Genomic DNA, 13,819 nt, shown 5'->3' with positions numbered 1-13,819 from the left:
CCGAGTGCGCCCGTTCGCGTCGAGACCACCCCTTGTCCGCGGTGCAGAACCGGCGGTCTCGGTGCTACCGGGCGCATTCGCGTGCATCGGGCCGGGCTCGGCGGGGCCGCGAAGCGCGCAGAGGAAGAGGAGATGCGACCACGGATACGCTGGCCCGGTGACGGACGCGACCGAGACCGGGCCCGAGGCGGAGGCGGCCGTCGGCGTCGGGCCGTGGCCGGGCGGACCGGATGCCTGGCCCGACGACCCGCGCTTCGACCCGGTTCTTCTCGCCGAGGGTGATCGGCGAAACGTTGTCGATCAGTACCGCTACTGGTCGATGGACGCGATCATCGCGGACCTGGATGAGCGCCGGCATCCGTTCCATGTCGCGATCGAGAACTGGCAGCACGACATGAACATCGGATCAATCGTTCGCACCGCCAACGCGTTCCTCGCCGAGGCCGTGCACATCATCGGTCGCCGTCGCTGGAACCGCCGCGGCGCAATGGTGACCGACCGCTACCAGCACGTCATTCACCACGAGGATGTGGCGGCCTTTGCGGCCTGGGCGGCGGAGCGGCAGCTGCCGATCGTCGCGATCGACAACGTCGAGGGATCCGTCGCGCTCGATCGATCCGACCTGCCCGAGCGTTGCATCCTGATCTTCGGGCAGGAGGGTCCCGGGCTCTCGCCCGAGGCGCTCGCCGCCGCATCCTCCGTCGTCGAGATCACGCAGTACGGCTCGACCCGCTCGCTCAACGCCAGCGCCGCGGCCGCCGTCGTGATGTACGACTGGGCCCGCCGCTACGCCCCATCCTGACCGCTACTGGACAGTGCTCCTAGTGGGCGCCGATGCGCTGCCAGGCCGTGCCGCGCACGCGCCAGCCGAGCGTCAGCAAGCGCGCGCACAGATACACGCCGAAAAAGGATGCCGCGAGCCACGCGAGCCCGCCCGCGCCCGTGACCGCGGTCACCGAGACGATGACCAGCACCGGTAGGAAGACGACGAGGTTCACAACGCCCGCGAGAGCCAGATACGCGGCGTCGCCCGCGCCGATCAGCACGCCGTCGAGCACGAACACCACGCCGGCGACGGGCTGCGCGATGGCGAGGACGAGCAGAGCCGGCAAGATGAGCGCGGCGAGGGCGGGTGATCCCGTGAACACGAGCCCGATCGCGCCCGAGAACACCGCGATCACGGCGCCCACGATCACGCCGAACCACACGCCCCAGGCCACCGTCCGGCCGAGCACGCGGCGCACGCCGGCGGCATCGCCCGCGCCCAGGCCTTTGCCGACGAGGGCCTGTGCGGCGATCGCGAGTGCGTCGAGGGCGAACGCGGCGGCCGAGAAGATCGTGAACACCACCTGGTACCCGGCGAGCTCTTCCGGGCCCATTGCGGTCGCGACGACAACGGTCGAGAGCAGGGCGACCCGCAGACTCACCGTGCGCAAGAACAGCCAGCCGCCCGATCGTGCCGACCCGCCGATTCCCTCGCGTTGGGGACGCAGGCGGGCCGAGTGTCGAGACGCGAGGCGTCCGATCACGACGACGTACGCCGCGACCATTGCCCACTGCGCGATCACGGTGCCGATCGCGGAGCCCGCGATCCCCCAGCCGAAACCGTAGATCAGCAGGAAGTTGAGTCCCGCGTTCGCGGCGAACCCGAGGCCGGCGATCCAGAGCGGCGTGACGGTGTCCTGCATCCCGCGCAGCAGCCCCGTCGCGGCGAACACGATCAACATGGCGGGCAGCCCGCCCATCGACAGCCCCAGGTAGATGCGCGCCTGCTCGGCTACCTCGGGCGTCGGGCCGAAGACACCGACGAGCGCGGGGGTGGCGAGCCATCCCCCGAGAGCCAGAACGGCGCCGACGCCCAGCGCCAGCCACATCCCGTCGATCCCGACCGAGACCGCGCGCGACGGATCACCCGCGCCGAATCGTCGAGCCACGGCGGGCGTCGTGGAGTAGGCAAGGAAGATCATCAGTCCGACGATCGTCTGCAGCACGGCCGACGCGATCCCGAGTCCTGCCAAGGGGTCCACTCCCAGGTGGCCGACCAGGGCCGCGTCGACGATGAGGAACGCCGGTTCGGCGACCAGCGCCCCGAGGGCCGGAACCGCGAGGCGCAAAATGTCTCTATTCAGCCCCGCGCTCGTCGGCCCCGCGCTCGGCACGCGTTCGGCGAAGCGCTCGGGATCGGTCACTCCTCGAGCCTAGGAGGGGCTACCCCTATTCGGCGCGCCCGGTCAAGGGGATACCACGGGTGTCGTCGCGCCCTATTCTGGAACGTATGGCCGACGCTCTGCGCTCCGGTCTCGCGCTCGATGATTTGAGTCCCGAGATCCGCCCCCAGGATGACCTTTTCCGCCACGTAAATGGCGCGTGGCTGGAGAGAACCGAGATCCCCGACGACAAGGCGCGCTGGGGATCGTTCCACGCCCTTGCCGAGCAGGCCGAAGAGCATGTCCGCGAGATCATCGAGCAGTCGCAGCTGGCCGAACCGGGCACCGAGACCCGCAAGATCGGTGACCTGTTCACGAGCTTCATGGATACCGAGCGGATCACCGAGCTGGGTGCGAGCCCGATCGCCCCGCAGCTCGAGCGCGTCGGCGCGATCGAGGATCTCACCGGCCTGCTGACGGTCGTCGGCGACCTCGAGCGCGAGGGCGTCGGGGGACTGCTCGGCCTGTATGTGGAGCCCGACCCGGGCTCGCCGGACCGCTACGTCCCGTTCTTCTTGCAGGGCGGCATCACGCTCCCCGACGAGAGCTACTACCGTCTGCCGAACTTCGCAGAACTGCGCCTCGCGTACCGCGCACACATCGAGCGGATGCTGGAGCTCGCTGGAGTCGCGGATGCCCCCGCCGCCGCGGACCGGATCTTCGCGCTCGAGACCGAGCTCGCCACGCACCACTGGGACAACGTGAAGAGTCGCGACGCGGTCGCGACCTACAACCTGATGTCGTGGGACGACTTCGCGACACTCGCCGGTGTCGATCTCGCGCCCTGGCTCTCGGCCGTCGCCCCGGGTCACGAGGAGGCCTTCGCCGAGGTCGTCGTGTCTCAGCCGAGCTTCGTGGAGGGGCTCGGACCGCTCCTCACCGAAGAACGGCTCGAGGACTGGCGTGCCTGGCTGGCATACAAGGTCATCCACGCCGCCGCCGCGTTCCTGTCGGACGACTTCGTCGCTGAGAACTTCGCCTTCTTCGGGACGCAGATGACGGGTGTTCCCGTGAACCGCGAGCGTTGGAAGCGCGGCGTGAGCCTGACGCAGGCCGCTCTCGGCGAGGCCATCGGCAAGGTCTATGTCGAGCGCCACTTCCCGCCGACGGCGAAAGAGGCGATGGATGAACTCGTCGCCAACCTCATCGAGGCCTATCGCCAGAGCATCACCGACCTCGAATGGATGAGCCCCGAGACGCGGGAGCGCGCTCTCGACAAGCTCGACAAGTTCACGCCCAAGATCGGCTACCCCGACGTGTGGCGCGACTACGACGCGCTCGAGATCGACGCCACCGACCTCGTCGGCAACATCCGCCGCGCTCACGTCGCCGAACACGACCGCCAGCTCACCAAGGTCGGCGGCCCGATCGACCGTGACGAATGGCACATGACTCCGCAGACCGTCAACGCGTACTACAACCCGCTGATGAACGAGATCGTGTTTCCCGCCGCGATCTTGCAGTATCCGTTCTTCGACGCCGACCGCGACGCCGCCGCGAACTACGGGGGGATCGGCGCCGTCATCGGTCACGAGATCGGGCACGGCTTCGACGACCAGGGCAGCCGTTTCGATGGAGACGGTCGCCTGCACGACTGGTGGACGGATGCCGACCGCGTTGCCTTCGAAGAGCGCACCTCGAGCCTGATCGCCCAGTACGACGCTCTTTCGCCCGTGGGATTGCCGGATCATCACGTCAACGGTGCGCTGACGATCGGCGAGAACATCGGCGACCTGGGTGGCCTCGGCATCGCGCTGAAAGCGTACGAGCTGTCGCTCGGTGGCGAGGAGTCGCCGGTCATCGAGGGCTGCACGGGAACGCAACGCCTGCTGCTGTCATGGGCGCAGGTCTGGCAGCAGAAGGGTCGCGATGCCGAAACCATCCGTCTGCTGACGATCGACCCGCACTCGCCCAACGAGTTCCGCTGCAACCAGATCGTCCGGAACATCGATGCGTTCTACGATGCTTTCGAGGTCACCCCCGACGACGCGCTCTGGCTTGATCCGGCGGAACGTGTCACGATCTGGTGACACCCTTCTCATAACCCGCATCGGAAGGACGCCCCTCGTGGGTACGCCCCCTGAGCCCGTCCGGGACGCATCGTCCCGCCCTGGGTCGCGCCGCGGCGGGCATCGCACGAAGCGCCGCGACGCCGCCGGCCGCCGCTCCTTCGCGTCATCGCTGAAGGCGCTCGACGCGCTCGCTGTCTCGGGCGCCCGGGTGTCGGTGCACGTGGCGGACCTCGACACCGACAAGATCGTGCTGGCCGGGGACGACTTCCTGACGAGCCCGATCGGTGGCCTCGGCATCCTGCCCCTCCTCATCGAGGTCGCCGCCCGCTTCGATGACGGATCGCTCGATCCGCTCGAGATCGTCGAGCGCGCCCGCATCGAGCAGGTCGAGGGGGCCGGTGTGTGGCGGCACCTGCGCGCGCCCGCCCTGCCGCTCTGCGACCTCGCGGTGCTGGCCGCCGCGACGGGCGACTCGCTCGCGGTGAACCTGCTGCTGGACCGAGTGGGCATGGATAGCGTGCACACGCGGATCGATTCACTCGGGCTGGAACGTGTCGCGCTCCTCGACCGTCTGCGTGATCGACGGGGTCCGGATCACGCGCCGCATTTCGCACTGGGTTCGGCGCGCGAGCTGGCCGGGCTCTTCGCCGCCATGGTCAACACCAGCCTCGTCAACGCGGCCGTGAGCGCGCAGGTGTCGGAGTGGTTGAGCCTGAACCAGGATCTCAGCCTGGTCGCATCCGCCACGGGTCTCGATCCGTTCGCGCACGAGGACGATCACGGGCTGCTCTTCGTGAACAAGACGGGACGGGATGCCGGGGTGCGTGCCGAGGCGGGTGTGCTGGCCGGCCCCCGCGCGGGCGTCGCCTACGCGCTGATCGTCTGCTTCGATGACCTCTCGATCGCGCATCGCCTGCGTGCGCACGACGCGTTCCGCACGCTGGGCGTCGACCTCATGGAATACGTGTACTGACCCGCCGCGCCGCGCCGGGCCGCGCCGGGCTGATGGCTCGGCCCCGTGCGTCCTTCTCCGCGAGATCTGTCTTCGCGCGTGCATCACATTCGCTCGACGCAGATGGTGGGCGTTGTCGCTAAAGACCCACCATCTGCGACGGTTGAACGTGAGCGGCACGAGTTCAGTCGTCGCGAGTGGTGGATGTGATCGCCGCGCACGCGCAATTTGCGGCGAGTGAAAGAAACGCGAACGGATGCCTCAGATGCCGCTCTGCGCGCTGTCGTGGCGCGGCGTGGGTATTTCGTGGCGCGGTGTTCGGCGACGAGGTGAGGCGAGGCGGGCGAGCGGATGCCTAGGCCTCGAGCGAGTCGACCAGGGTGAGGCCCCGCCGGGCCCACTCGATCTCGCCACGGGCGCGCTCGACCAGCCCCTCATAGGCAAAGCGCTTGTATGCGACAACGCGCCCGCGCTCGGACTCGGGGGTGATCGCGAGGCGGCGCATCAGCATGGGGTTGTCGCGCGCGTCGATGCGGCGGAGCTCCCCCTCCCACTGCTCGAGCTCGCTCTCCCATTGCGCGATATGTGCCCGTAGGAACGCGCGGGCATCGTCGGGTGCCGCGACCTCGAGGTAGGCGGCGCGCAGGTGTGCGGGGTCCCGGACGCGCTGGTAGTCGAGCGGCGCTACCATCCACGCAACGAACGCCGCATCGCCCGCGGGAGTCACATGGTAGAGCCGGCGGGTACCGCGCTCGCCGCGCAGCTGATCCTCACCCTCGACGAGTCCCTCGGACTCCATCTTGCGCAGTTCGGGGTAGATCTGCGAGTCGGGGGCATGCCAGACATGGCCGACCGAGAGCGAGAACTGCTTCTGCAGGTCGTAACCCGATTGCGGCCCCACGCGCAGGAGGGCGAGCAGTGCGTAACGCAGGCTCATCTATCCTCCTCTTCGACGGTCACCCGAGGTTAGCAATCCCGGGGAGCGGGAATGGTGCGAGGGGGCCCGAGCTCATGCCCGGACCCCCTCGAGTCAATCAGCTACTCAGTTCGAGTAGCCCGTGCGCCAACCGCCCTGGTACGTCGCGCGGGCGACGGTGGAGTAGGGGATCGGGCTGACCACGGCGCGAACCTCGGTCTGCTCGTGCGGCTCGACGGAGGCCTTCTTGGTGCCGCCGTTCGGCTCGCCCCAGACGACCTTGATCTCGGTGCCCTCGGGCACGGACGGGTCGATCGTCGCGAGCGAGAGGCCGCGGCGCTCGTTGGAGGAGTAGCCGGTGAACATCGAGTATCCGACGACCGTGCCATCGGCGTCCACGACCGAGTCGTAGTTCGCCGAGCCGTAGTTGGCCAGCGGCAGATCGAAGAACTTGTAGTTCGGGCCGTCGACGTTCAGCAGCGACGTCCAGACCTTGCCGAGGTCGTCGGCGTCCCACGCCAGCGTGACCTTCTTGCGCTGCGCGGACTGGTCCATCTTCTCGAGCGCCTCGCGGCCGATGAAGTCGTGGTCGAACTTCACGAACGAGCCGTAGCCGAGCTCGTACGGCGTGAGGTAGTAGTCCTCGATGTTGTCGGAGACGAACGAGCCGGCGAGCGTGCCGGTGGCCTCGTAGCTGTCGGCCGGCAGCCATTCGCGGTATGCCTGCTCTTCGGCGCCGGTGTAGATCGCGGGGAGGGGCGAGGGAATCCAGCCCGACTCGAGCGTGTTCGACGGGTAAGCGCGCGAACCGACGGGCACCAGGCCGAACTCGGCGCCGGCCTCGACGATGGCGTCGCGGATCTGGTGGTGCTCGGCGTAGGGGCCCCAGATCTCGAGACCGGGCGCACCGGCCATGCCGTGGCGGAGGGTACGCACGTCCATGCCGTCGATCTTCATCGTCGACATGTTGAAGAAGCCGAGCTTCTCGAGCGGTCCGCCGTTGAGCTTCTCGATGACGGCCCAGGCGTTCGGGCCCTGGATCTGGAAACGGTAGTACTTGCGCGAGACGGCGTCGCCGTACGGGCGCGAGGGGGAGCGGCGGTCGACCTCGATCTCGAGGTTCGGGTAGTCGCCCGTCTCAGCGTGGAACATCAGCCAGTTCGACGCGGGCGCGCGGCCGACGTAGACGTACTCGTCCTCGGCCTCGCGGAAGAGGATGCCGTCACCGATGACGTGGCCCGAGGCCGTGGTCGGGACGTACTGCTTGGCCTTGTTGACGGCGAAGTTCGCGACCGAGTTGATCGCGGTGTCCGAGATCAACTTGATGGCATCGGATCCCTTGAGGAACACGTTGTCCATGTGGTGCGACTGGTCGTAGAGGACGGCCGTGTCGCGCCAGGCCTTCTGCTCCTTGATCCAGTTCTGGAAGTCGGCCGGAACGACCGGGTAGATGTACGAGCCGATCTGCGAGTTACGCAGGAGTTCGACGGGGCTTCCTGCCGCGTCGATGACTTCCTGCAGATTCTTAGGTGCCACGTTGGACCTCTCTTTTCTGGGATGCGGGCTGGTGCCCGCGGGGTTGGGTTAAAAGACGATGGTGTGGTTGCCGTGCCGGATGACACGGTCGTCGGCGTGCCATTCGACGGCGCGCGAGAGCACGGCACGCTCGACGTAGGCGCCACGGGCCTGCAGGTCCGCGGCCGTGTGGACGTGGGTGACCCGGGCGACGTCCTGCTCGATGATCGGGCCCTCGTCGAGGTCTTTCGTCACATAGTGGCTCGTCGCGCCGATGAGTTTGACCCCGCGTTCCTTGGCCTTCTTGTAGGGACCTGCGCCGATGAAGGCGGGCAGGAACGAGTGGTGGATGTTGATCACCGGGACTCCGACGTCGGTGATGAAGTCGTCCGACAGGATCTGCATGTACCGCGCCAGCACCACGAAGTCCACGTTGCCGGCGAGCAGGCGGATGATCTCGGCTTCGGCGGCGGACTTGTCCGGTCCCTGTGAGGGAACGTGGAAGAACGGAATACCGAAGGAGCGAACGTCGTCCGCCGTGTTGGTGTGGTTGGAGATCACCATCGGGATGGTGACGTTCAACTCGCCGCGGCGGTGGCGCCACAGCAGCTCGAGCAGGCAGTGGTCGGAGGTCGAGGCGAGTATCGCCATCCGCTTCGGCACCGAACGATCGGTGAGTTTCCACTCCAGGCCGAGCGAGGAGATCGTCTCGGTCAGGTCCGCCTCGATCTCATCGAACGCCGCCGTCAGGTTCGGGCGATGGAAGACGACACGCTGGAAGAACGCGCCCCCGTCCGCGTCGTCGGAGTACTGATCCAGCGCGACGATGTTGCCCTTGTTGCGGGTGATCAGGGCCGAGACGGCCGAGACGATGCCCGGGTGGTCCGGGCCGTAGACGATCAGGCATGCCTGATCGATTCGGGATGCGATGTGCACACTCACGCTGGGCTCCTAGCTCATTCCGTCGACGTACTGGTGTGCCCAGTCTGCCGTGGCCTTGAGTCCACCGAAGGTGTAGAAATGCAGCTTCACCTCGCCCGACGCCGGGTCCTCGGCCAGCAGGGCAGAGAGGTCGGTCACGAACTTGTCGGGGCCCGCGGTGCCCATCAGGTTGGTGAGCGAGAAGCCGTACTTCTTGACGATCATCGCGTTGGCGCCGACACCGAAGCGACGCGCGAAGTTGATCAGGCGCTTGATTCCGGCGGGGCCGGGCGTGCCGATGCGAATCGTGGATTCGATGCCGCGGCCGCGAACACCCTGCACCCACTCGATCACCGGGTCGGTGTCGAAAGCGAACTGGGTGAGGATCGTGGCGTCGAGGCCCTGTTCCTTGAGCGCGGCCGACTTGTCCTCGAGGTGTCGCCAGAGCACGTCCTTGGCGATGTCGGGGTGGCCCTCGGGGTAGCCGGCGATCGAGACTTCCTTGACACCGTACTTCTGGAGCAGGCCGGTCTGGATGACCGACAGCGAGTCGGGGTACGGGCCCTCGGGCTCGGCGGGGTCTCCACCCACGGCGAAAACGCTCTCCGTCGCGCCGACCTCTTGCAGCCGCCCGAGGAACTCTTCGAGCTGGTCTTGAGATGACAGTCGGCGGGCCGAGATGTGCGGGACCGGGATGAAGCCCATGTCACGCACGGCCTTCGAGGCGGTGACGCGCATGTCGAGGTCTTCGTTGCCGAGGAACGTGACGTTGATCTTCGTTCCGGCAGGGATCGAATCCTTCGCCTCGGTCAGGCCCGGGACGTCCTTACCGGTCATCTCGAGGGAGTAATTGCTGACCAATTCCAAAGCTGCGGCCTTATTGACCGGCTGAGTAGAACGTGACACTGATCGAGGTCCTTTCCGCTCTCAGTACGGAGTGCGTCCTCGCAGCTCCTGGTTCCGAGATTACCTATCTACATAGGGAATGTCCAGAGGGAAATCGGATGCGTCGGCTCAGGCGCGTTCGTTCCGTGCGGCCGATGCGACGCCGGCCTCGCTCTCGAGGGTCATGAGCGCGCGGGTTTCTTTGAGCATCGCGAGCAAGAGGTCGTTCAGCTGCGTGATCTGTTCCGCAGCGAGGTGCGAGAGGACGATCTCCTGCCCGCGCAGCGAGATCGGCAACATCATGTCGTGCATCTCGGCGCCGGCGCGAGTGAGGAACATGGGGCGCGAACCACGGGGCCCCTCGAGCAACACGATCAGCCGACGGTCGGTGAGGACGCTGACGCTCTTCGAGACGACGGCCTTGTTCATGGACGTGTACTCCGCGATGTCGGTAGCCGCCATCCCGGGACGCACGCCGAGGGACGAGATCACCCTCCAATCGTTCGTGCCGAGCCCGAATCGTCGACGTAGCTCGTGCGATTCGCGCCAGACGAGGGCGTTGGACAACAGGGCGAGCAGTCGGGGCGTGAAGTGATCGGGATCGATGGCGTTCCCGAGCGGCTCGGTGATGACATCGGGATGGCGATCTACGCCATCCGCCCCGGTGGTGTCCATTCCCAGTCCTTCCATATTGTCGCCTCGTGGCCACAGGCCTGCGATCGGGGTTTGTATGACGCGGCGCCCGGCTCCTGATGGATCCGGGCGCCGCGTCGAGCAAAGTCGATCAGTGCGCCATCTGTGCGAGGGCCTCGGGGTCGATGACCCCGATCGACCGGGTGTCCTGGAACGCCCGGATGCCCTCGATGCCCTGTTCGCGGCCCATGCCCGACTGCTTCATGCCGCCGAACGGAGCCCGCAGGTCGAGGCGCGTGGCGCCGTGGTCGTTGAGCCAGACGTATCCGCAGACGAGCTGGCTGCCGATACGGGTCGCGGTCTCGGGGTTCGCGGTCCAGACGCTTCCGCAGAGTCCGCCCCACGTGTCGTTGGCGACGCGCACGGCCTCCTCTTCGGTGTCGAACGGGAGGATCGGGATGACCGGGCCGAACTGCTCCTGCGTCACGACGCGCAGTGACGGGTCCGGGTCGACGACGATCGCCGGGCGCAGGAAGTTGCCGCCGGCGAGGTCGCCGCCGGGCAGCTCGCCGAATTCGAGCACGGTCGCGCCCGAATCCTTGGCCTCTTCGATGATCTCGGCGACGAACGCCTTCTGCACGGGGGAGTGCAGGGGGCCCATCGTCGTGTCCGCGTCGAGCCCGTAGCCGATGACGACCTTCTCGAGCCGTGCCGACAGCCCGTCGACGACCTCCTGCATCCGCGAACGATGCACGTAAACGCGCTTCGCGTTCATGCAGATCTGTCCCGTGGAGTCGAAGATCGCCGCGTAGAGGCGGTCGAGGTGCACGTCGTCGATGATGGCGTCCTCGGCGAAGATCGCCGCGTCGTTGCCGCCCAGCTCGAGGGTCACCCGCGTCAGCGTTTTCGCTGCCATCTCCATGATCCGCTTGCCGCCGTTGACGGACCCCGTGAAGCACACCTTGGCGATGTCGGGGTTCTGGATCAGGGCACCCATGTTCTCGTCCTTACCCGTGACGACGTTCAGCACGCCCGCGGGCAGCTTCTCGGCCACGCGCTGAACGAGGCGAGTCGTCGCGAGCGGCGCCGAGGGCGGCGGCTTGACGATGACGGTGTTTCCGGCAAGCAGCGCGTGCGGGAGCGACGCGGCGAGAATCGCGATCGGCCAGTTGAACGGGACGATGATCGTCACGACCCCGAGCGACTGGTACGACACCTCGGTGTTGACCGGGATGCCGGGCATGACCGGGAGGGTCTTGCCGGTGTCGACCTCGTCGGCGATCATGAGCGCGAGATTCCAGCGGATCTCGAACACCAGGGCGTCGACCCAGGACTCCATGCGGACCTTGCCGTTCTCCTGCGACAGGATGGCGGCGTCGTTGTCGCGTTCGTCCGCGATTCCGACGATCGCGTCGGCCATCTGGCGCGCGCGTTCGGGTGTCGATAGGGCAGACCAGGCCGGGTAGGCGGCCTTTGCGGCGGCCACGGCGTCGGCGACGTCAGCGGCGGAGGCTGCGGCAGCCTCGCCCACGACGACTCCGGGCTTGGCCGGGTCGGCGACCGAAAGCGTCTCCGCCGTCTGCCGTTCCTGGCCACCGATGAACAATCCCGTACGAACGGGGGCTTCAGTACTCAACGTGTCGGACAAGCCGACCACCCACCTCTCTGTGTGTTTGTCGAACAAAAGCATGCTGCCTTCACCTGCGCCATGATGGCACGGGTTTCGGGCGTCGGTCTCGGGTTTCGTGAAGTCATCTTCGACCTTCCTGAAGTTTACCTACATTCTTGTTTACCTGTAAATGAGTTCGTGCTAACGTCTCCCAGGTCAGCCCCCTCGGGCCCGGCTGACACGGTCGATGGAGACGCAGAGGTGCTGCGCGCATCGACATCCATGTCATCAAAGAGGAGGCAGAGGATGGTTCGAGAGAGCCTTGTCGCACAGGCCGAAAGGCCCGATGTCGCGCAGTTGGAAGATCTCGCGTTCGAGCTGCGGCAGAAGCTTCTGCACCTGTGCGGAACCTACGAGGGCGCGGTGCACATCGGCGGCGACCTGTCGTCGGCCGACATCTTCACCGCGCTGTTCGAGTACGGCCTCGTGGTCGACCCGACCGACATCACCAACCCTTCTCGCGACCGCTTCGTGCTGAGCAAGGGCCACGCCGCCGTCGCGATGTACATCGCCATGGCGATCCGCGGGTTCTTCTCCTACGACGGCATCGTTGACACGTACGGCCAGCTCGACAGCGCGTACGGCATGCACCCCTGCAAGGTCCAGCTGCCGGGCGTCGAAGCATCCACGGGTTCGCTCGGACATGGACTGCCGCTCGCGGTCGGGATGGCCCTCAGCGCCCGCGGCCGCGGCGAGACCCACCGCGTCATCACCCTCATGGGCGACGGCGAGACCGGCGAAGGCTCCGTCTGGGAGGCGGCTCTCGTGGCCAACTCGAACAAGCTCGGCAATCTCGTCGCCTTCATCGACCGCAACCACCAGCTCATGACGAGCTTCGACGAGGAGCGCGTCGTCCTCGAGCCCTACCCCGACAAGTGGGCGGCATTCGGATGGAACGTGATTCACGTCGACGGTCATGACATGAGCGCTCTGGTGGGCGCGATCGACCAGCTGCCCGCGACCGACAGCGACAAGCCCACCGTCGTGATCTGCGAGACGGTCAAGGGCAAGGGCGTCGACTTCATGGAGCGCAACCTCGCCTGGCACGCCGGATCCCTCGGCGCTGCCGACCTCGAACGCGCGATGGCCGCGCTTTCCGCCACCCGTGTCAAGGAGTCCGTCTGATGCCCGTCACCTTCACCTTCGGAGAATTTCTCGGCGCCCGTTCCGTCATCGGCACGACGCTCGCAGAGCTGGGCGACGAATACCCGAACCTCTGGGTGCTGACCCCCGACATCGGGGCCACGCTCGTGGAGTTCCGCGACAAGTTCCCCGAGCGCTTCCTCGACGTCGGACTCTCGGAACAGGCCTGTGTCGGCATCGCGGCCGGGCTCGCCTACGACGGCAACATCCCCGTCGTGTCGGGCATGCTTCCGTTCCTCTCGATGCGCGCGCTGGAGCAGATCCGTACGGATGTCTGCTACCCGAACCTGCCCGTGAAGATCATCGGCACCCACGGTGGTCTCGTCGGCAACGGTGGCTCGACCCACTACGCGGTCGAAGACCTCACCCTGATGGGCGCGCTGACCAACATGACCGTGACATCCATCGGCGACCCGCTCATGGTGGGTGAGGTGCTGCGCCAGTCCATGACGATGACGGGGCCGATCTACATCCGCCTCGCGGTCGGCAAGAAGGACAAGGTCCTGTACGAACCCGGCACCCAGGACATCCGTATCGGCAAGGGGATCATCGCCCGCGAGGGCACCGACGCGACGATCTTCACCCACGGCACCACGGTTGCCCAGGCCCTCGATGCCGCGGACGAACTCGCCAAGGACGGTCGCTCGATCCGCGTCGTGGATATGTGGACGCTGAAGCCGATCGACGAGGAGCTCATCATCCGCTCCGCCGCCGAGACCGATGGCCGGTTCATCGTGCTCGAGGATCACCTGGCCTACGGCGGCCTCGCGACGCGTGTCGCGGATGTCGTCATCGACAACGGCGTGCATCTGAAGGCGTTCGAACGCCTCGGCATCCCGCAGGTCTACGCCGGTTTCGGGGAAGACGAGCAGCTGCGCGACAAGCACGGGTATGGCCTCGAGGCCACGATCGCGGCAACGCGAAGGGTCATCGCCGCCCAGGGCTGACCTTCAACGGGCACCCCCG

12 protein-coding genes are annotated in these 13,819 nt (G+C 66.9%); 5 read left to right on the top strand and 7 right to left on the bottom strand.

Annotated features, from left to right (window positions below; all coding sequences use genetic code 11):
* Positions 1-157: 157 nt before the first annotated feature.
* A complete protein-coding gene (locus ACXZ1E_RS07760; RefSeq protein ID WP_458042788.1) occupies positions 158-802 on the top strand; it encodes a TrmH family RNA methyltransferase in 645 nt (214 codons plus the stop codon).
* 19 nt (positions 803-821) lie between these two features.
* On the opposite strand, the gene ACXZ1E_RS07755 is transcribed toward ACXZ1E_RS07760, so the two are convergent.
* Positions 822-2,189, bottom strand: coding sequence for an MATE family efflux transporter (locus ACXZ1E_RS07755; RefSeq protein ID WP_458042787.1), 1,368 nt, complete (start codon positions 2,187-2,189; stop codon positions 822-824).
* A gap of 86 nt (positions 2,190-2,275) precedes the next feature.
* On the opposite strand from ACXZ1E_RS07755, the gene ACXZ1E_RS07750 reads away from it, so the two are divergent.
* Positions 2,276-4,237, top strand: a complete 1,962-nt coding sequence (locus tag ACXZ1E_RS07750) for a M13 family metallopeptidase (RefSeq protein ID WP_458042786.1) — start codon at positions 2,276-2,278, stop codon at positions 4,235-4,237.
* 37 nt (positions 4,238-4,274) lie between these two features.
* Complete coding sequence (locus ACXZ1E_RS07745; RefSeq protein ID WP_458042785.1) at positions 4,275-5,192, top strand: serine hydrolase; 918 nt, start codon at positions 4,275-4,277, stop codon at positions 5,190-5,192.
* A gap of 334 nt (positions 5,193-5,526) precedes the next feature.
* On the opposite strand, the gene ACXZ1E_RS07740 is transcribed toward ACXZ1E_RS07745, so the two are convergent.
* The 6 genes from ACXZ1E_RS07740 to ACXZ1E_RS07715 all read right to left on the bottom strand — a co-directional run bounded on the left by ACXZ1E_RS07740 (position 5,527) and on the right by ACXZ1E_RS07715 (position 11,677).
* On the bottom strand, positions 5,527-6,108 hold the full coding sequence (locus ACXZ1E_RS07740) for a PadR family transcriptional regulator (RefSeq protein WP_458042784.1): 582 nt from the start codon (positions 6,106-6,108) through the stop codon (positions 5,527-5,529).
* A gap of 105 nt (positions 6,109-6,213) precedes the next feature.
* Positions 6,214-7,623 (bottom strand): vanillate/3-O-methylgallate O-demethylase, encoded by a 1,410-nt coding sequence (ligM, locus tag ACXZ1E_RS07735; protein ID WP_458042783.1) that lies wholly within the window; start codon positions 7,621-7,623, stop codon positions 6,214-6,216.
* 48 nt (positions 7,624-7,671) lie between these two features.
* A complete protein-coding gene (gene purU, locus ACXZ1E_RS07730; RefSeq protein ID WP_458042782.1) occupies positions 7,672-8,544 on the bottom strand; it encodes a formyltetrahydrofolate deformylase in 873 nt (290 codons plus the stop codon).
* A 9-nt stretch (positions 8,545-8,553) separates the two neighbouring features.
* Positions 8,554-9,360 (bottom strand): methylenetetrahydrofolate reductase, encoded by an 807-nt coding sequence (locus ACXZ1E_RS07725; RefSeq protein ID WP_458042781.1) that lies wholly within the window; start codon positions 9,358-9,360, stop codon positions 8,554-8,556.
* Between the two features lie 177 nt (positions 9,361-9,537).
* On the bottom strand, positions 9,538-10,083 hold the full coding sequence (locus ACXZ1E_RS07720) for a MarR family winged helix-turn-helix transcriptional regulator (RefSeq protein ID WP_458042780.1): 546 nt from the start codon (positions 10,081-10,083) through the stop codon (positions 9,538-9,540).
* 109 nt (positions 10,084-10,192) lie between these two features.
* The gene (locus tag ACXZ1E_RS07715; RefSeq protein WP_458042779.1) at positions 10,193-11,677 is read right to left on the bottom strand and encodes an aldehyde dehydrogenase family protein; all 1,485 of its coding nucleotides are present in this window, start codon (positions 11,675-11,677) and stop codon (positions 10,193-10,195) included.
* A 279-nt stretch (positions 11,678-11,956) separates the two neighbouring features.
* On the opposite strand from ACXZ1E_RS07715, the gene ACXZ1E_RS07710 reads away from it, so the two are divergent.
* Both ACXZ1E_RS07710 and ACXZ1E_RS07705 read left to right on the top strand, forming a co-directional pair.
* Positions 11,957-12,835: a transketolase gene (locus ACXZ1E_RS07710; RefSeq protein ID WP_458042778.1), complete on the top strand. Its 879-nt coding sequence runs from the start codon at positions 11,957-11,959 to the stop codon at positions 12,833-12,835.
* Positions 12,835-13,800 carry a transketolase family protein gene (locus ACXZ1E_RS07705; RefSeq protein WP_458042777.1) on the top strand — a complete coding sequence of 322 codons (966 nt, stop codon included), beginning with the start codon at positions 12,835-12,837 and terminating at the stop codon, positions 13,798-13,800. Before ACXZ1E_RS07710 ends, ACXZ1E_RS07705 begins: the two co-directional genes overlap by 1 nt.
* Positions 13,801-13,819: the final 19 nt, after the last annotated feature.

The organism is Pacificispira sp. HM-600, assembly GCF_977993705.1.
Note: the sequence above shows the minus strand (reverse complement) of the source record. Positions and strands in the feature narration are given on the sequence as shown.